Here is an 18,751-nt window from a genome sequence, read left to right on the forward strand (position 1 = left end):
TAGAGAATTTTTATTGATCAGGATAGATGGCAGTTTCTGTTTTCTGCTTTTTCAGCAAAAGAGTCGAAACAACGGCGGCAGAAACATACATCGAATCGATTAGCGTTTGAATTCAAGAGGAGGCATTCAAATAATGGCTAGTGAAATACGTGTGCGATATGCTCCGAGCCCGACAGGACATTTGCATATTGGAAATGCACGCACCGCATTGTTTAATTATTTATTCGCCAGAAGCCGAGGCGGAAAGTTTGTGATCCGGATTGAAGATACCGACCAAAAACGGAATATAGAAGGCGGCGAGCAAAGTCAGCTAAAATATCTAAAATGGCTTGGAATGGACTGGGATGAAGGCGTTGATATCGGCGGTCCATATGGGCCATACCGTCAGTCGGAACGCACGGATATATACAAAAAATATTATGAAGACCTGTTAGAAAGAGGTCTTGCTTATAAATGTTATTGTACGGAAGAGGAATTAGAAGCAGAACGGGAAGCTCAGCTTGCCCGAGGAGAAATGCCGAGATATTCGGGTAAATGCCGCCATTTAACAAAAGAACAGCAGGAAGCTTTGGAAGCGGAAGGACGTCAGCCTAGCATTCGTTTTCGCGTGCCAGAAGGAAAAATATATGAATTTGATGATATTGTCAAAGACCATGTGTCTTTTGAATCGGACGGAATCGGCGATTTTGTCATTGTGAAAAAAGACGGAATGCCGACATACAATTTTGCGGTTGCGATCGATGATCATTTAATGGGCATGACTCACGTTCTCCGCGGTGATGACCATATTTCTAATACGCCTAAACAATTGATGATTTACGAAGCTTTTGGTTGGGAGCCGCCGAAATTTGGTCATATGACTTTGATCGTCAATGAAAACCGCAAGAAATTGAGCAAACGCGATGAATCCATTATTCAGTTTATCGAACAGTATGAAGAACTTGGCTATCTGCCGGAAGCGTTGTTTAATTTCATTGCATTATTGGGATGGTCTCCAAAAGGAGAAGAAGAAATTTTCTCAAGAGAAGAGTTCATCGAAATTTTTGACCCGGCCCGTCTTTCTAAATCTCCTGCTGTTTTTGACAAGCAAAAGCTTATGTGGATGAATAACCAATATATGAAACAGCTGGAATTGGACAAGGTAGTGGAGTTGTCTCTTCCACATCTTATTAAAGCGGGTCGCGTTTCGGAAAACTTGTCTCCGGATGAAGAACAATGGGTAAGAAAATTAATCGCTCTTTATCAAGAACAAATGAGTTATGGAGCGGAAATTGTAGAGCTATCCGAGCTGTTCTTTAAAGATAAAATTGAGTATAATGAAGACGCGAAGGCCATTCTTTCCGAAGAGCAAGTGCCGGAAGTCCTAGAATCCTTTTTAAATAAAATTCGTGAACTCGATGTGTTTGAAGCTGCTGAAATTAAAAAGACGATTAAGGCTGTTCAAAAAGAGACAGGCCATAAAGGGAAAAAGCTGTTCATGCCGATTCGTGTGGCTGTGACGGGGCAAATGCACGGTCCTGAACTTCCGAACACGATTGAGCTTCTCGGAAAAGACAAAGTGGTTGAACGAATTGAAAATCTTCTTCGTTAACATTATTTTTCGAAAAACAATATATTGAATACCATAAAGGATAAAGCGTTGATGAGGAGAAGTAGAAACCGATGTTTGACAGAGAGAACCATCATCGGCTGAAAGTGGTTTAAACCTCTCGGTTTTCGAAATGCACCTCGGAGTCCGCATCTGAAATGCCTGATAAGGTTAAAGTAAGATGCGGCGGCAGCCTCCGTTACAGGAATTGAGTTTGGGGAACAGGCCAGTCGGCTGATGTTCTCAAACAGAGTGGAACCGCGCTGAAAGCGTCTCTGTCTTTTACAGGGACGCTTTTTTGCATAAAGGGGAGGGGGTTTCTTGTTTGCAGCTGGCTATTTAAAAAGCTGAATGCTTAGCCAAATTAGTCTCCTTTTTTGCATGAAAATAAAAAATCGGGATGAAGAAAAAGCACCTAATAAACGACAATAAAAGTCATAGCCGAATACAGGATCTGCTTTTATTGCCAATCTTGATAAGGAAGCAAGAGCAGTAATTAGCTGTACAAAATCATGAATGTAAAGGAGGAGAGCTGAATGTTTAAAACATTAAAAGAAGATATTGAAGTGGTTTTCGAACAAGATCCAGCTGCAAGAAGCTATCTTGAAGTCATCTTGACTTATTCTGGCTTGCACGCCATTTGGGCTCATCGAATTGCGCATGCTTTGTTTAAAAGAAAGTTTTTTTTTCTTGCGAGAGTGATTTCGCAAATAAGCCGTTTTTTTACCGGAATTGAAATCCATCCTGGAGCCAAAATTGGCCGCAGATTATTTATAGATCATGGAATGGGAGTTGTGATTGGCGAGACTTGTGAAATTGGTGATAATGTGACACTTTATCAAGGTGTTACTCTCGGCGGCACAGGGAAGGAAAAAGGAAAACGCCATCCAACCATTAAAGATAATGCGTTGATCGCCACAGGTGCAAAAGTCCTCGGTTCGATCACGATTGGTGAGAATTCTAAAATTGGGGCGGGTTCGGTTGTTTTAAAAGATGTTCCCCCGAACTCCACGGTGGTTGGTATCCCCGGAAGAATTGTCGTCCAAAATGGAAAGAAGATCAAAAAAGATTTAAATCACCGTGATTTGCCGGATCCAATTTCTGATCGAATACATGAAATGGAACAGGAAATTAAAAGACTTCGAGAGGAAATCGAAAACCTGCGGAAAGGGGAAAAAGAAAATGCCAATTCAACTTTATAATACGCTCACCAGACGCAAGGAAACCTTCGTTCCCCTGGAAGAAGGAAAAGTGAAAATGTATGTGTGCGGTCCGACCGTATACAATTATATTCATATCGGAAACGCCCGCCCCGCGATCGTCTTTGATACAGTGCGAAGATATCTGGAATTTCGTGGATACGATGTCCAATACGTTTCCAATTTCACAGACGTGGATGATAAATTGATACGGGCGGCAAGAGAACTGGGAGAAGATGTCCCAACACTTGCCAATCGGTTTATCCACGCTTATTTTGAAGATGTAGAAGCCCTCGGTTGCAAACGGGCGGACATTCATCCTCGAGTTACGGAAAATATGGACATCATCATTGAATTTATTCGAACGTTGGAAGAGAAAGGTTATGCTTACGAAGTAGACGGTGATGTTTATTACCGCACGAGAAAGTTTAAAGACTACGGGAAGCTTTCCCATCAATCCATTGATGAATTGAAAGTGGGAGCCCGTATCGAGGTTGGCGAGAAAAAAGAAGACGCTCTTGATTTTGCGTTGTGGAAAGCGGCAAAGGAAGGCGAAATTTCTTGGGATAGCCCGTGGGGAAAAGGACGTCCCGGATGGCATATTGAATGTTCGGCGATGGCTCGCCATTATTTAGGAGATACTATTGATATTCATGCGGGCGGGCAAGATTTAACGTTCCCTCACCACGAAAACGAAATTGCTCAATCAGAAGCTCTTTCCGGCAAGACATTTGCTCGTTATTGGATGCATAACGGTTATATTAATATTAATAATGAGAAGATGTCCAAGTCGCTAGGAAATTTCGTTTTGGTCCATGATATTATTCAAAAGCATGATCCCGACGCATTGAGGTTTTTTATGCTGTCTGTCCATTACCGCCATCCGATCAATTACAGCGAAGAATTGCTGGAAAACGCTAAAACATCGCTGGAACGGTTGAAAACTTCTTATCAAAATTTAAAACACAGGAAAGAAGCCAGTACCAATTTAACCGAAAATGATCATGAATGGATGGAAAAAATTCAAAAGCTTCACGATGAGTTTGTGAAGGAAATGGATGATGATTTCAACACGGCGAACGCCATTTCGGTTTTGTTTGAACTGTCTCGGCAAGCCAATTACTATTTGATGGAGAAACATACGTCTGAAAAAGTCATTTCCACGTTTATGAAAGAATTCGAAGATCTCTTTTCCGTCTTGGGATTGAAGCTGGAAGTGAATGAGTGGCTGGATGAAGAGATCGAGCAGCTGATTGAAAAGCGGAACCAAGCACGCAAGGAGCGCAATTTTCAGCTGGCGGATGAAATTAGGGATCAATTAAAGAATATGAATATTATTTTGGAAGATACGCCGCAAGGGACGAGATGGAAAAGAGGATAAAAGAATGATGGAATTTGAACAAATGGAGGACGCTGAACAATTAAATGGACTGGCGCTGGCTTATATGGGCGACGCGATCTATGAAGTATATGTTCGCCGACATCTTTTAGTAAACGGATATGTAAAACCGAATCGTCTGCACAAAGCTGCCACTCATTATGTTTCAGCCAAAGCGCAGGCTATGATTTTGAAAAAATTGATCGATGATCACGTTCTTTCCGAAACGGAGTTGTCTATAGTAAAAAGGGGAAGAAATGCAAAATCCGGCACGGTTCCGAAAAATACCGATGTGCAAACCTATCGCTACAGCACTGCTTTTGAAGCACTGATCGGCTATTTGTTTTTAACGGGGCAGTCATCCCGATTGAATGACATCATCGATCAATCTTTGCAAATACCAACAGATTAAAAGGAGGAGGAGCCCCATTGGATAAGGAATTAATTGCCGGCAGGAACACTGTGTTGGAAGCCCTTCGATCCAAGCGGGAGATCAATAAAATATGGATTGCGGATGGTGCTCAAAAAGGATCTATGACGCCGATCATTAAAGAAGCAAAAAAGGCGAACATTCTCGTTCAATTTGTCCCGAAACAAAAGATTGATCAACTAGTGAACGAAAACCATCAAGGTGTTGTCGCACAAGTGGCAGCATACAAGTATGCAGATATAGATAAATTGTTTCAAGTGGCCGCTGAAAGAAAGGAAACGCCTTTTCTTTTAATTTTAGATGAAATCGAAGATCCGCATAATTTAGGCTCTATCATGAGAACGGCCGATGCTGTCGGTGTCCATGGAATTATCATTCCGAAACGAAGAGCGGTAGGACTGACGACGGCGGTAGCGAAAGCTTCCACCGGTGCCATAGAATATATCCCTGTTGCCCGCGTTACGAACTTGGCCCGGACAGTGGACGAGCTTAAAGAGAGAGGCCTTTGGATTGCGGGGACAGATGCTCAAGGCAATGAGGATTATCGAAGTCTTGACGGAAAGCTTCCGCTTGGTTTAATTATTGGCAGTGAAGGGCGAGGAATGAGCAGGCTGTTAAAAGAAAAATGCGATTTTCTCTATCGACTTCCGATGAGAGGCCATGTAACCTCATTAAACGCATCGGTTGCAGCCGGATTGCTCATGTATGAGATTTTTAGAAATCGTTATCCTTTAGGGGATTAAGATGAACATCCTATTAGTCGACGGCTACAATATTATCGGAGCCTGGCCGGAACTTCAGGAATTGAAGAAAAAAGATTTAGCGGCAGCAAGGGACCGTTTAATTGAAAAAATGGCAGAATATCAAGGATACAGCGGATTTAAAGTGATCGTCGTGTTTGATGCCCACTATGTAAAGGGGATTGAAAAAAGATATCAAAATTATCAAGTCGAAGTCGTCTTTACGAGAGAAAATGAATCTGCCGATGAATGGATTGAAAAAAAGGCGATTGAATTGACGAATATTCGCAATCAAGTATATGTAGCAACATCCGATTATACGGAACAATGGGCCGTTTTCGGGCAAGGGGCGCTTCGTATTTCAGCACGGGAATTGCTGATCGAGATGAAAGAAATCGAGAAAAAAATAAAAAAGAAAGTGAAGAAAACGCAAGAAGCGAAATCTGTTTCAAAAATCTTTCTTAGTGACGAAGTGGCGGAAATTTTTGAAAAATGGCGCCGTGGTCAAAAATGATTCGTTGACGTTCAAAAAATTTCTACTGTATAATATTTCTATCTATGTTTTTGCGGTCGAGGGGATGGTGTGAGCTTGAATAATCGGAGCTTAAACGGCGGGGTATTGGAAAAGATGGATGACGAAGAAATTATCGAATTGGTTCATCAAGGGAATAGTGAAGCATTGGATTTTCTGATTCACAAGTACAAAAACTTTGTAAGGGCCAAAGCTCGTTCTTATTTCCTGATTGGCGCCGATAAGGAAGATATTGTTCAGGAGGGAATGATTGGCCTTTACAAAGCCATCCGTGATTATAAAGAGGACAAGCTTACAACCTTTAAAGCTTTTGCGGAGCTTTGCATTACAAGACAAATTATAACCGCTATTAAAACAGCTACGAGGCAAAAACATATACCTTTAAATTCTTATGTATCACTTGATAAACCGATTTATGACGAAGAATCAGACCGGACGCTTATGGACGTCATTTCGGGGACAAAAATGCTTGATCCGGAAGAGCTGTTAATCAACAGAGAAGAATTTGACAGCATCGAGGAAAAAATGAATGAGCTATTGAGCGATCTTGAAAGAAAGGTATTGGCACTGTATTTGGACGGTCAGTCTTATCAAGAGATTTCCGAAGAGCTGAACCGCCACGTCAAATCGATTGATAATGCTTTACAAAGGGTAAAAAGAAAACTTGAGCGCTATCTTGAAATAAAACAATTATCTATTTAAACGTTTGTTTGACATTTTACAATTATAGTGATATTTTTTTAACATTTCAACGTTATAATCTTATTAGGTGACCAAAAATGAGAAAAAAAGTCGTTTTAGCTTGCTCAAAATGCGGTTCAAGAAATTATTCTGTTAACGGGAGCAACTCGGCTCAGCGTTTAGAAGTGAAAAAGTTTTGCAAATATTGCAATCAACATACGATTCATAAGGAGACGAAATAATCGTAAGAGCAAGCATTATATGGAGGTTTCGACATGTCACGTATTGCCCAATTTTTCCGTAACGTCACGTCTGAGATGAGAAAGGTCAGCTGGCCTAATCGGAAAGAATTAACGAACTACACCATAACAGTTATCGCGACCGTCGCGTTTTTGGCCGTTTTTTTCGCGGTCGTGGACTTGGGAATTTCTTCGATCGTTCGCTGGATATTAAAATGATGGTAAAATCTTTTTATTTCCCTTGAATATACCTTCTTCATACATGGTATAATGAAAACAAAATAGTCAAGATGCAGAAAAAGCCCGGGATATTCGGGTTTTTTCATTTGGATAAAAAGAGCGAACTGACCACATGTGTTTTCATCGAAAGTCTAAAACAATGAAAATACAGATATTTCTTTGCGGTTTTCAATCGAACGCACTAATAAGCTAATGTGGCAGGTCTGTAGAAAATGATCTTCCTGCAATGAAAGATGATCCGTGGCTGTCCACAAAGAGCTGTATAACTTGGAGGAGGGAAGGACGCTAAGTCCCTTGGAAATGGAGAAAAATTGGTATGTAGTACACACGTATTCAGGCTACGAAAATAAAGTAAAAGCAAATTTAGAAAAAAGAGTTGAATCAATGGGAATGCAAGACAAAATTTTCCGTGTGATTGTGCCGGAGGAAGAGGAAACGGATGTAAAAAACGGGAAAAAGAAAGTAGTAAAAAGAAAAGTTTTCCCCGGTTATGTACTGGTGGAGCTGGTCATGACTGACGATTCTTGGTATGTAGTACGAAATACTCCTGGTGTCACCGGTTTTGTCGGATCTTCTGGTTCTGGATCCAAGCCGACTCCTCTTTTGCCGGAAGAAGTAGAGGCCATTTTAAAACAAATGGGCATTGAGGAAAAACGGCTTGACGTTCACTTTGAAATTGGTGAAGTGGTAACGGTGAAAGAAGGTCCGTTTGCGAATTTTGCCGGAACCATTGAAGAAATTGACTATGACAAAGGAAAGTTGAAAGTTCTGGTAAATATGTTTGGTCGGGAGACGCCAATTGAACTTGATTTTGATCAAGTCGAGAAATAATTTTGTAACCAACTTGAATTTTCGCTAAAAAAATGGTACTATTTCATAAGTCAGTGTGTCTCTCGATTGGGAGGCTGATTTTGATAGATGACTGCATGAGTGGGAGGAGATTGGATTCTCCAAGTACCACATCACGGACTTAAGGAGGTGTGTCTCGTGGCTAAAAAAGTAATCAAAGTAGTTAAATTGCAAATCCCTGCAGGTAAAGCAAATCCTGCTCCGCCAGTAGGTCCTGCGCTTGGTCAAGCTGGTGTCAATATCATGGGATTCTGTAAGGAATTTAATGCTCGTACAGCAGACCAAGCAGGTTTAATCATTCCGGTTGAAATTACGGTTTTTGAGGACCGTTCATTTACATTCATCACCAAAACACCGCCTGCTGCCGTATTGCTTAAAAAAGCAGCCGGTATCGAATCTGGTTCTGGTGAGCCAAACCGCAACAAAGTAGCAACAATTAAACGCGACAAAGTACGCGAAATCGCTGAATTGAAAATGCCGGACCTTAATGCAGCCAGCGTGGAAGCTGCTATGCGAATGGTTGAAGGTACTGCACGCAGCATGGGCATTGTGATTGAAGACTAACGCTTAAGTGATTGTTGACAAGGTTGCGAAGTTGAATGTATTGGATTACTTTCACTCGCAGCCTTTATTAGTGGGAGGATTTCCGTTAATACCACATAAGGAGGATATTGAAATGGCTAAAAAAGGAAAGAAATATTTAGAGGCTCTTAAGCTTGTTGATCGTTCGAAAGCTTATTCTATTGAAGAAGCAATTGATTTAGTAAAGAAAACGAACTATACCAAATTCGACGCTACGGTTGAAGCTGCTTTCCGTCTTGGTGTTGATCCGAAGAAAGCGGACCAACAAATTCGCGGAGCTGTTGTTCTTCCGAATGGAACTGGTAAAACAGCGAAAGTTCTTGTGTTTGCGAAAGGTGAAAAAGCAAAAGAAGCGGAAGCGGCAGGCGCAGACTACGTTGGCGATACAGAATATATCAACAAAATCAGCGAAGGCTGGTTTGACTTTGACGTGATTGTGGCAACCCCGGACATGATGGGTGAAGTTGGTAAACTAGGTCGTATTTTAGGTCCTAAAGGTTTAATGCCAAACCCTAAAACCGGCACTGTTACTTTTGATGTAACGAAAGCAGTTCAAGAAATTAAAGCCGGTAAAGTAGAATACCGTGTAGATAAAGCTGGAAACATTCATGTTCCTATTGGTAAAGTTTCATTTGATAATGAAAAGCTTGTTGAAAACTTTGCAACGATCTTTGAAACTTTATTAAAAGCAAAACCAGCTGCTGCTAAAGGAACGTACATGAAAAATGTTTCCGTTACTTCTACAATGGGACCTGGAATTAAAGTAGATCCAGCTTCCGTTGCTGTAAAATCAAATTGACAATTTGTATAAATTATAATATAATGAAACACGTTTGAAAAACGAATAACATTTGTACCGTAGACAGCAGGTGCTTTCTTCAAAGCTTAATTTCCTGCCGAGGTAAGATCGTATAGATACATGTCCTTTTTGACATTGTCTTCTTTGCCTCCGTGTCTACGCATGGAGGTTTTTTATTGGCTCGCGCGGTATAAATGTTCATCTGCCATATATAGGAGGTGTAAAGATGAGCACTGCAATTGAAAAAAAGAAACAAATTGTGGAAGAAATTACGGAAAAATTTAAAAACAGCGTTTCGACCATTGTGGTAGATTACCGTGGATTAAACGTTGCGGAAATTACAGAACTTCGTAAACAGCTTCGCGAAGCGGGTGTGGAATTTAAAGTATATAAAAATACTTTAACGCGCCGTGCTGCTGAAGCGGCTGAATTAACGGAAATCAACGACGTGTTGACAGGTCCGAACGCCATCGCTTTCAGCAACGACGATGTTGTAGCTCCGGCCAAAATTTTAAACAACTTCGCTAAAGAAAACGAAGCGCTTGAAATTAAAGCTGGGGTCATCGAAGGAAAAGTTGTTTCCTTGGATGAAATTAAAGCACTGGCTGAACTTCCATCCCGCGAAGGTTTGCTTTCGATGCTGCTTAGCGTTTTGCAAGCTCCAATCCGCAACTTTGCTCTTGCTGCTAAAGCTGTGGCTGAACAAAAAGAAGAACAAGGCGCATAATCTTTATTGCTATGATTATATGACTGCATTGTGATAAAATAATTTAAGGAGGAAAATAAAGATGACGAAAGAACAAATCATCGACGCTATCAAAGAAATGAGCGTTCTTGAATTAAACGACTTAGTAAAAGCTATTGAAGAAGAATTTGGCGTAACGGCTGCTGCTCCTGTGGCTATCGCTGGTGCTGCTGCTGGTGGCGCTGACGCTGCTGAAAAAACAGAATTCGATGTAATTCTGACTGATGCAGGTTCACAAAAAATCAAAGTTATTAAAGTGGTTCGTGAAATCACAGGTCTTGGACTTAAAGAAGCAAAAGAACTTGTTGACAATACTCCAAAACCAATTAAAGAAGGCGCTTCTAAAGAAGAAGCTGAAGAAATCAAAGCGAAACTTGAAGAAGTTGGAGCTGGCGTTGAAGTTAAGTAATTACAATTTTATGAAAAAGCTCGCTGAATCAGCGGGCTTTTTTGCACTTTTTCTTCTTAAACCAATTCTTCGCAATCACTCCTTTGGAGGGGATACAATTTGGCAGATCATTATTTTTCGCGTTCCCCCGAAATCAAAAGCAACCCGATTTACTGGGATTATCAATTAAAAAATCATTCCTTTCATTTTAAAAGCGATGCCGGAGTTTTTTCTAAAAAGGAAGTCGATTTTGGCTCGCGTTTACTGATTGAAAGTTTTCGAGCGCCTCGTTTAGAAGGTCCGGTACTCGACGTCGGATGCGGCTACGGTCCTATTGGGTTGGCGGTTGCTGCTTATTGTCCCGAAAGAACGGTGCATATGGTCGATATCAATTTGCGCGCTTTGTCGCTTGCAAAGGAAAACGCAGATATGAATGGCATTGAAAATGTACAGATTTATGAAAGCGATGGTTTGGATAACGTAAAAGAGTATGGCTTTGCTGCTATACTGACCAATCCCCCGATAAGAGCGGGCAAGGCGATTGTCCATAGAATTTTTTCGCAAAGCTATGATAAACTTCAACCCGGAGGAGAGTTTTGGGCGGTGATCCAAAAAAAACAGGGCGCCCCATCAGCAATGAGAAAACTGGAGGAACTGTTTCAATCCGTTTCCGTTGAAGAGAAAAAGAAAGGTTACTACGTTTTAAAAGCAGAAAAACATTGACGACAAATAATGGTTGTGTTAATATTATAAAATGCCAATATATTATCCAAGTCTTAATTGAAAAAATAAGCTGATGGTTAAATTTTGGGTATTATGGAAAAGATAATATAATAACTAGTTCTTGTGAATTTGAGGTTTTCTAAGAAAAAACCTTTTTCTTTTTGCCTTAGTTGTTAGGGGCTATCCCCGACATAAAAGGATAGATGCAACTAAAACGCTTGATTTGAGGGGTGAATCAGTTGACAGGTCAACTAGTTCAATACGGACGACACCGCCAACGTAGAAGTTACGCGCGTATTAGAGAAATTTTGGAATTGCCGAATCTTATTGAAATTCAAACATCCTCTTATCAATGGTTTCTTGATGAGGGACTAAGAGAAATGTTCCGGGATATTTCGCCGATCGAGGATTTCACTGGAAACTTATCTTTGGAATTTATCGACTATAGTCTCGGTGAACCAAAGTATTCGGTGGAAGAAGCGAAACAGCGAGATGCAACTTACTCTGCTCCTCTTCGAGTAAAGGTGCGTTTAGTCAATAAAGAAACAGGCGAAGTGAAAGATCAAGAAGTATTCATGGGTGACTTCCCGCTTATGACGGAAACGGGAACGTTTATCATTAACGGTGCTGAACGGGTCATTGTTTCCCAATTGGTCCGCTCGCCAAGCGTTTACTTCAACGGTAAAATGGACAAAAACGGAAAACAGGGATTTACAGCAACTGTTATACCGAACCGCGGAGCTTGGCTTGAATACGAAACAGATGCCAAAGATATCGTATATGTACGTATTGATCGGACAAGAAAACTGCCTGTTACGGTTCTTCTACGGGCTCTTGGTTTTGGCTCTGATCAAGAAATCATCGAGTTGCTTGGTGACAACGAATATCTTCGAAATACATTAGAAAAAGATAATACAGACAATACGGAAAAAGCTCTTATTGAAATATATGAACGCCTGCGTCCGGGCGAACCGCCGACGGTTGAAAACGCTAGAAACTTATTAATTTCCCGCTTTTTCGATCCGAAACGGTATGATTTGGCCAATGTAGGACGCTATAAAATTAACAAAAAACTTCATATTAAAAACCGCATTTTCGGTCAACGTCTGGCAGAAACACTTGTTGATCCTGAGACGGGAGAAATTATTGCCGAAGAAGGAACCGTTTTAGATCGCCGGACTTTAGACAAAATTTTGCCTAACATCGAAAATGGTATTGGTTTTAAAACCTATCGCCAAACGGGCGGTGTCTTAGAAGACGATATCGTGGTCCAATCCATAAAAGTTTATGCCCCCAACAGTGATGAAGCCAAAGTAATCAACATTATCAGCAATGCGGTGCCGGATGAGAATGTAAAACACATCACTCCAGCTGATATCATTGCATCTATTAGTTATTTCTTTAATTTGCTGTATGGTGTGGGACATACTGATGATATTGACCATTTAGGAAACCGTCGCTTGCGTTCGGTAGGTGAATTGCTGCAAAATCAATTCCGCATTGGTTTATCGAGAATGGAACGTGTTGTTCGTGAAAGAATGTCCATTCAAGATACCAATACGATTACGCCTCAGCAATTAATTAACATTCGACCAGTCATCGCGTCGATCAAAGAATTTTTCGGAAGTTCTCAGCTGTCTCAATTTATGGATCAAACCAACCCTCTTGCAGAATTAACACATAAACGTCGTTTATCAGCATTGGGACCAGGTGGATTGACGAGGGAACGTGCGGGCTTTGAAGTACGGGATGTTCACTATTCCCACTATGGTCGTATGTGTCCAATTGAAACCCCTGAAGGTCCGAATATCGGGTTGATTAACTCTCTTTCTACTTACGCAAAAGTCAATCGTTTCGGTTTTATTGAAACTCCGTATCGCCGCGTAGATCCGGAAACCGGAAGAGTGACTGACCAAATTGATTATTTAACGGCTGATGAAGAAGATAATTATGTCGTTGCACAGGCAAATGCCCGTTTAGATGAAAATGGAGCGTTTGTTGATGATGAAGTCGTTGCGCGTATCAGAGGCGAAAACACGGTAGTCAAGAAAGAACGTGTTGATTACATGGATGTTTCGCCAAAACAAGTTGTGTCTGCGGCAACGGCATGTATCCCGTTCCTTGAAAACGACGACTCCAACCGTGCTTTAATGGGAGCCAACATGCAGCGTCAAGCAGTACCGCTCATTCAGCCTGAAGCACCAATTGTTGGAACAGGAATGGAACATGTTTCAGCAAGAGACTCAGGGGCTGCTGTTATCTGTAAGCATGACGGTATTGTTGAACACGTAGAGGCAAGAGAAATTTGGGTTCGGCGTGTATCAGAAGTGGATGGCCAAGAAGTAAAAGGCGACTTGGATAAATACCGTCTTCTGAAATTTGTTCGTTCTAACCAAGGTATGTGCTACAACCAACGTCCTATTGTCCAAGTCGGAGATCGAGTAAAAAAAGGTGAAATTTTAGCTGACGGTCCGTCCATGGATAAAGGTGAATTAGCGTTAGGTCGTAATGTTTTGGTCGGATTTATGACTTGGGAAGGTTATAACTATGAAGACGCTATTATCATGAGTGAACGCCTCGTAAAAGATGATGTTTATACATCGATCCACATCGAGGAATATGAATCCGAGTCACGCGATACAAAACTTGGACCGGAAGAAATCACCCGCGATATTCCGAACGTTGGGGAAGATGCGCTGAAAAATCTAGATGAACGTGGAATTATCCGCATTGGCGCTGAAGTAAAAGACGGTGACCTTCTAGTAGGAAAAGTAACTCCTAAAGGCGTTACAGAATTAACGGCTGAAGAACGTTTGCTGCACGCCATTTTTGGTGAAAAAGCCCGCGAAGTCCGAGATACTTCTTTAAGAGTGCCTCATGGCGGCGGCGGAATTGTCTTGGATGTAAAAGTCTTTAACCGTGAAGATGGAGACGAACTACCACCTGGCGTCAATCAGTTGGTTCGTGTTTATATCGTTCAAAAACGGAAAATCCATGAAGGAGACAAAATGGCTGGACGCCATGGTAACAAAGGGGTTATCTCACGCATTTTGCCTGAGGAAGATATGCCGTTTTTACCGGACGGAACCCCTCTCGATATCATGCTTAACCCATTAGGGGTGCCATCACGGATGAACATCGGGCAAGTGTTAGAACTTCATCTTGGAATGGCTGCCAAAAAATTGGGAATTTATGTTGCAACTCCTGTTTTTGATGGTGCCCGTGAAGATGACGTATGGGAAACGATCGAAGAAGCAGGAATGCCTAGAGATGGCAAAACCATTCTTTACGATGGACGGACTGGGGAACCGTTCGATAACCGTGTATCAGTTGGTATCATGTATATGATCAAACTGGCTCACATGGTCGATGATAAACTGCACGCTCGTTCAACAGGACCATACTCACTCGTCACCCAACAACCACTTGGTGGGAAAGCACAGTTTGGTGGGCAACGCTTTGGAGAAATGGAAGTGTGGGCGCTGGAAGCATATGGTGCAGCTTATACGCTACAAGAAATCCTCACGGTGAAATCCGACGATGTAGTCGGCCGTGTAAAAACATACGAAGCTATTGTTAAAGGAGAAAATGTTCCTGAACCGGGAGTTCCTGAATCTTTCAAAGTATTGATCAAAGAACTTCAAAGTTTAGGTTTAGATGTCAAAATTCTTTCAGGTGATGAAAAAGAAATTGAAATGAAAGAGCTGGAAGATGAAGACGATATTCAGCAAGTTGACTCTTTAAACATTGTGACGGAAGGCAATGAAGAATCGGAAAAAGTCGGCACTAAAGAATGATGCTCGGTCGTTCTATAGACTCAGAAAAGATTTTTGGCAGATAGGTCGTTCCTCCCGGATGACAAAATAGGGAGGAACGATTTAAAACTTGCAAAGCTCTATATAAAAAGGGAGGTAGGCCCCTTGCTAGATGTAAATAATTTCGAGTATATGAAAATCGGTCTAGCGTCTCCGGATAAAATCCGGTCTTGGTCTTACGGTGAAGTAAAAAAACCCGAAACGATTAACTATCGAACTCTCAAACCAGAAAAAGACGGCTTATTCTGTGAACGTATTTTCGGTCCAACAAAAGACTGGGAATGCCATTGCGGAAAATATAAAAGAGTGAGATATAAAGGTGTTGTATGTGATCGTTGCGGTGTGGAAGTCACCAAATCGAAAGTTCGTCGGGAAAGAATGGGCCATATTGAATTGGCTGCGCCAGTGTCCCACATTTGGTATTTCAAAGGAATTCCAAGCCGCATGGGACTTGTCTTGGACATGTCGCCTAGAGCCCTAGAAGAAGTTATTTATTTTGCTTCTTACGTTGTGACGGATCCTGGGGAAACAACATTAGAGAAAAAACAACTCCTCTCTGAAAAAGAATACCGTACGTATAGAGAAAAATACGGAAATAAATTCCAAGCATCAATGGGTGCAGAAGCTATTAAAAAGCTTTTACAAGACATCGACTTGGATAAAGAAGTAGAAACATTAAAAGAAGAATTAAAAACAGCTCAAGGGCAAAGAAGAACACGTGCTATTAAACGATTGGAAGTATTGGAAGCTTTCCGTAATTCCGGCAATAAACCGGAATGGATGGTTTTAGATGTTCTTCCGGTTATTCCTCCTGAACTGCGCCCAATGGTTCAACTTGACGGAGGACGTTTTGCTACTTCCGACTTAAATGATCTGTACCGGCGGGTTATCAACAGAAACAATCGGTTAAAACGTCTTTTAGATTTAGGTGCTCCTAATATTATTGTTCAAAATGAAAAAAGAATGCTGCAAGAAGCAGTCGATGCTCTTATCGATAACGGACGTCGCGGTCGACCTGTAACTGGACCTGGAAATCGCCCGCTCAAATCTCTTTCTCATATGCTGAAAGGGAAACAAGGTCGTTTCCGTCAAAACTTGCTAGGAAAACGTGTTGACTATTCTGGTCGTTCTGTTATTGTTGTAGGTCCGAACTTAAAAATGTATCAATGCGGACTGCCGAAAGAAATGGCGCTTGAACTCTTTAAGCCTTTTGTAATGAAAGAGCTTGTTGAAAAAGGATTAGCGCACAACATTAAAAGCGCTAAAAGAAAAATTGAACGAGTTCAACCAGAAGTATGGGATGTACTAGAAGAAGTCATTAAAGAACATCCTGTATTACTGAACCGTGCCCCAACGCTTCACCGTTTAGGAATTCAAGCGTTTGAACCAACATTGGTAGAAGGTCGCGCCATTCGTCTTCATCCGCTTGTTTGTACAGCTTATAATGCGGACTTCGATGGAGACCAAATGGCTGTTCACGTTCCTTTGTCTGCAGAAGCACAAGCAGAAGCCCGGATGTTGATGTTGGCTGCTCAAAACATCTTGAACCCTAAAGATGGTAAACCAGTCGTAACGCCATCTCAAGATATGGTGCTTGGTAACTATTATTTAACGCTTGAACGAGAAAATGCAGTCGGAGAAGGAATGGTCTTCAAAGATGCGAACGAAGCTTTGATCGCTTATCAAAATGGCTATGTTCATTTGCACTCTCGTATTGCGGTTCATGCCGGTTCGCTTCATAACCAAACCTTTACAGAAAAACAAAATAAACAATTATTGATTACGACTGTAGGAAAACTTATTTTCAACGAAATTTTGCCAAACACATTCCCATACATTAATGAGCCAACAAAAGAAAATTTGGAAGGTAAAACGCCGGAAAAATATTTTGTGGATCCAACGGTGGATGTGAAAGAACATATTAAAAAACAACCGCTTATCCAACCGTTTAAGAAAAAAATCTTGGGAAGCATCATTGCGGAAGTGTTTAAACGTTTCAAAATCACGGAAACTTCGAAGATGCTTGACCGGATGAAAGACCTCGGTTTCAAATATTCTACAAAAGCAGGAATTACGATCGGTATTGCCGACATCGTCGTATTGGCTGAAAAACCGCAAATTTTGCAAGAAGCTCAAGCTAAGGTCGATACGGTCATGAAACAATTCAAACGAGGTCTTATTACAGAAGATGAACGATATGATCGGGTTATTTCCATATGGAGTGCTGCCAAAGATCAAATCCAAGGCAGATTGATGGAACACTTAGATAGAACAAACCCAATCTTCATGATGAGTGATTCCGGTGCCCGTGGTAATGCTTCGAACTTTACGCAGTTAGCTGGTATGCGCGGTTTAATGGCAAACCCGGCTGGCCGGATTATTGAATTGCCGATTAAATCCAGCTTCCGTGAAGGTTTAACCGTACTCGAATACTTCATTTCCACTCACGGTGCTCGTAAAGGTCTTGCTGATACGGCGTTGAAAACTGCCGACTCTGGTTATTTAACACGACGTTTGGTCGACGTTGCGCAAGATGTCATTGTCCGGGAAGAAGATTGCGGAACGGATCGCGGTTTGTTAATTTCTTCGATCAAAGATGGTACAGAAGTAATCGAACCTTTAGAAGAACGTCTTGTTGGCCGCTACTCCAGAAAAACGGTGAAACATCCGGAAACAGGAGAAATTCTTGTTCGCGAAAACGAATTGATTACAGAAGATACAGCAAAAGCGATTGTGGATGCTGGAATTGAACAAGTTTGGATCCGTTCTGCCTTCACTTGCAACACACGCCATGGCGTATGTAAAAAATGTTACGGAAGCAACTTGGCGACTGGACAGGAAGTGGAAGTCGGCGAAGCTGTCGGTATTATCGCTGCTCAATCCATCGGGGAACCTGGTACGCAATTAACAATGCGTACATTCCATACAGGTGGTGTAGCAGGAGACGACATCACGCAAGGTTTGCCACGTGTCCAAGAGTTGTTTGAAGCCCGTAATCCGAAAGGGCAAGCGGTTATTTCTGAAATTGACGGTGTCGTTACAGCGATTAACGAAGGTCGAGATCGTCAATACGAAATAGTGGTTCAAGGCGAAGTTGAAACTCGAACTTATACAGCTCCTTACACCGCAAGATTAAAAGTAAGTGTGAATGATAAAGTAGAACGTGGACAGGAAATCACGGAAGGATCCATCGATCCGAAAGAATTGCTCAAAGTTCGCGATGTGTCCGCGGTTCAAGAATATCTGTTGAAAGAAGTTCAAAAAGTTTATCGTATGCAAGGGGTTGAAATCGGCGATAAACACATTGAAGTTATGGTAAGACAAATGCTTCGGAAAGTACGTGTCATTGATGCCGGTGATACCGATGTACTTCCAGGTTCATTACTGGATATACATCAATTTAAAGAAGCAAACCGAAAAGTATTATTGGAAGGTAAGACCCCTGCAACCGGTCGTCCGGTGCTGTTAGGAATCACAAAAGCATCTTTGGAAACAGAATCTTTCTTATCCGCAGCTTCGTTCCAAGAAACAACTCGCGTGTTGACAGATGCTGCCATCAAGGGCAAACGGGACGAATTGCTTGGATTGAAAGAAAATGTCATCATTGGTAAGCTTGTTCCAGCAGGTACGGGAATGCAGCGTTATCGCAAATCAGAACCGGTTGTTACAAAAAAAGCTAAAGAAAAAGAGGAACAGCCTGTAGCACAAAATTAATCACCTATCCGGCGCCGGTCTTCACCGGTGCCGGATGAAAATTTTCATTCTGACGTTGACATTAAAAATTGAAAGTGTTACTATATTCAAGGTGCTCCTATCTATACCT

At 41.5% G+C, this 18,751-nt stretch carries 17 protein-coding genes and 2 other annotated features; all 17 genes read left to right on the plus strand.

Annotated elements, in window-relative coordinates:
* Window positions 1–133 precede the first annotated feature (133 nt).
* The 17 genes from gltX to rpoC all read left to right on the plus strand — a co-directional run bounded on the left by gltX (window position 134) and on the right by rpoC (window position 18,642).
* Window positions 134–1,591, plus strand: a complete 1,458-nt coding sequence (gene gltX, locus NST81_RS00565) for a glutamate--tRNA ligase (protein ID WP_003354810.1) — start codon at window positions 134–136, stop codon at window positions 1,589–1,591.
* Window positions 1,592–1,630: 39 nt separating this feature from the next.
* Window positions 1,631–1,868: a binding site (T-box leader), on the plus strand.
* A 256-nt stretch (window positions 1,869–2,124) separates the two neighbouring features.
* Window positions 2,125–2,790 carry a serine O-acetyltransferase EpsC gene (epsC, locus tag NST81_RS00570; protein WP_341027666.1) on the plus strand — a complete coding sequence of 222 codons (666 nt, stop codon included), beginning with the start codon at window positions 2,125–2,127 and terminating at the stop codon, window positions 2,788–2,790.
* Window positions 2,771–4,168, plus strand: coding sequence for a cysteine--tRNA ligase (cysS, locus tag NST81_RS00575; RefSeq protein ID WP_327797713.1), 1,398 nt, complete (start codon window positions 2,771–2,773; stop codon window positions 4,166–4,168). The genes epsC and cysS overlap by 20 nt, the downstream gene beginning before the upstream one ends.
* 4 nt (window positions 4,169–4,172) lie before the next feature.
* A complete protein-coding gene (locus tag NST81_RS00580) occupies window positions 4,173–4,577 on the plus strand; it encodes a Mini-ribonuclease 3 (RefSeq protein ID WP_003354806.1) in 405 nt (134 codons plus the stop codon).
* A 17-nt stretch (window positions 4,578–4,594) separates the two neighbouring features.
* On the plus strand, window positions 4,595–5,338 hold the full coding sequence (rlmB, locus tag NST81_RS00585) for a 23S rRNA (guanosine(2251)-2'-O)-methyltransferase RlmB (RefSeq protein ID WP_003354805.1): 744 nt from the start codon (window positions 4,595–4,597) through the stop codon (window positions 5,336–5,338).
* Between the two features lies 1 nt (window position 5,339).
* On the plus strand, window positions 5,340–5,849 hold the full coding sequence (locus tag NST81_RS00590; protein ID WP_048622364.1) for an NYN domain-containing protein: 510 nt from the start codon (window positions 5,340–5,342) through the stop codon (window positions 5,847–5,849).
* A gap of 114 nt (window positions 5,850–5,963) precedes the next feature.
* Window positions 5,964–6,569, plus strand: a complete 606-nt coding sequence (gene sigH / locus NST81_RS00595) for an RNA polymerase sporulation sigma factor SigH (RefSeq protein ID WP_147542803.1) — start codon at window positions 5,964–5,966, stop codon at window positions 6,567–6,569.
* A gap of 77 nt (window positions 6,570–6,646) precedes the next feature.
* Window positions 6,647–6,790 carry a 50S ribosomal protein L33 gene (gene rpmG / locus NST81_RS00600; protein ID WP_040341604.1) on the plus strand — a complete coding sequence of 48 codons (144 nt, stop codon included), beginning with the start codon at window positions 6,647–6,649 and terminating at the stop codon, window positions 6,788–6,790.
* Window positions 6,791–6,823: 33 nt separating this feature from the next.
* Window positions 6,824–7,006 carry a preprotein translocase subunit SecE gene (gene secE, locus NST81_RS00605; RefSeq protein WP_048622365.1) on the plus strand — a complete coding sequence of 61 codons (183 nt, stop codon included), beginning with the start codon at window positions 6,824–6,826 and terminating at the stop codon, window positions 7,004–7,006.
* 321 nt (window positions 7,007–7,327) lie between these two features.
* Window positions 7,328–7,858, plus strand: a complete 531-nt coding sequence (gene nusG / locus NST81_RS00610) for a transcription termination/antitermination protein NusG (RefSeq protein WP_040341608.1) — start codon at window positions 7,328–7,330, stop codon at window positions 7,856–7,858.
* 156 nt (window positions 7,859–8,014) lie between these two features.
* On the plus strand, window positions 8,015–8,440 hold the full coding sequence (gene rplK, locus NST81_RS00615) for a 50S ribosomal protein L11 (protein ID WP_003354800.1): 426 nt from the start codon (window positions 8,015–8,017) through the stop codon (window positions 8,438–8,440).
* Between the two features lie 112 nt (window positions 8,441–8,552).
* Window positions 8,553–9,257, plus strand: coding sequence for a 50S ribosomal protein L1 (gene rplA, locus NST81_RS00620; protein WP_003354798.1), 705 nt, complete (start codon window positions 8,553–8,555; stop codon window positions 9,255–9,257).
* Between the two features lie 39 nt (window positions 9,258–9,296).
* Window positions 9,297–9,441, plus strand: a sequence feature (ribosomal protein L10 leader region).
* 42 nt (window positions 9,442–9,483) lie between these two features.
* Entirely contained in the window at window positions 9,484–9,984 is a 501-nt protein-coding gene (gene rplJ / locus NST81_RS00625; protein WP_341027673.1) for a 50S ribosomal protein L10, read from the plus strand.
* 61 nt (window positions 9,985–10,045) lie between these two features.
* Window positions 10,046–10,411 (plus strand): 50S ribosomal protein L7/L12, encoded by a 366-nt coding sequence (gene rplL, locus NST81_RS00630; protein ID WP_048622368.1) that lies wholly within the window; start codon window positions 10,046–10,048, stop codon window positions 10,409–10,411.
* A gap of 99 nt (window positions 10,412–10,510) precedes the next feature.
* Complete coding sequence (locus tag NST81_RS00635; RefSeq protein WP_048622369.1) at window positions 10,511–11,113, plus strand: class I SAM-dependent methyltransferase; 603 nt, start codon at window positions 10,511–10,513, stop codon at window positions 11,111–11,113.
* Window positions 11,114–11,352: 239 nt separating this feature from the next.
* Window positions 11,353–14,910, plus strand: coding sequence for a DNA-directed RNA polymerase subunit beta (gene rpoB / locus NST81_RS00640; RefSeq protein ID WP_341027675.1), 3,558 nt, complete (start codon window positions 11,353–11,355; stop codon window positions 14,908–14,910).
* Between the two features lie 123 nt (window positions 14,911–15,033).
* Window positions 15,034–18,642, plus strand: a complete 3,609-nt coding sequence (rpoC, locus tag NST81_RS00645; protein ID WP_341027677.1) for a DNA-directed RNA polymerase subunit beta' — start codon at window positions 15,034–15,036, stop codon at window positions 18,640–18,642.
* The last annotated feature ends 109 nt before the right edge of the window (window positions 18,643–18,751 follow it).

This window comes from Bacillus sp. FSL W8-0223, assembly GCF_038006805.1.
Lineage (GTDB): Bacteria > Bacillota > Bacilli > Bacillales > DSM-4216 > Bacillus_O > Bacillus_O smithii.

Excerpts from the sequence above, each read along its gene's own strand:
- gltX (WP_003354810.1), top strand. The coding sequence starts at position 134 with ATGGCTAGTGAAATACGTGTGCGATATGCTCCGAGCCCGACAGGACAT.
- epsC (WP_341027666.1), top strand. The coding sequence starts at position 2,125 with ATGTTTAAAACATTAAAAGAAGATATTGAAGTGGTTTTCGAACAAGAT.
- cysS (WP_327797713.1), top strand. The coding sequence starts at position 2,771 with ATGCCAATTCAACTTTATAATACGCTCACCAGACGCAAGGAAACCTTC.
- NST81_RS00580 (WP_003354806.1), top strand. The coding sequence starts at position 4,173 with ATGATGGAATTTGAACAAATGGAGGACGCTGAACAATTAAATGGACTG.
- NST81_RS00590 (WP_048622364.1), top strand. The coding sequence starts at position 5,340 with ATGAACATCCTATTAGTCGACGGCTACAATATTATCGGAGCCTGGCCG.
- sigH (WP_147542803.1), top strand. The coding sequence starts at position 5,964 with ATGGATGACGAAGAAATTATCGAATTGGTTCATCAAGGGAATAGTGAA.
- rpmG (WP_040341604.1), top strand. The coding sequence starts at position 6,647 with ATGAGAAAAAAAGTCGTTTTAGCTTGCTCAAAATGCGGTTCAAGAAAT.
- secE (WP_048622365.1), top strand. The coding sequence starts at position 6,824 with ATGTCACGTATTGCCCAATTTTTCCGTAACGTCACGTCTGAGATGAGA.
- nusG (WP_040341608.1), top strand. The coding sequence starts at position 7,328 with ATGGAGAAAAATTGGTATGTAGTACACACGTATTCAGGCTACGAAAAT.
- rplA (WP_003354798.1), top strand. The coding sequence starts at position 8,553 with ATGGCTAAAAAAGGAAAGAAATATTTAGAGGCTCTTAAGCTTGTTGAT.
- rplJ (WP_341027673.1), top strand. The coding sequence starts at position 9,484 with ATGAGCACTGCAATTGAAAAAAAGAAACAAATTGTGGAAGAAATTACG.
- rplL (WP_048622368.1), top strand. The coding sequence starts at position 10,046 with ATGACGAAAGAACAAATCATCGACGCTATCAAAGAAATGAGCGTTCTT.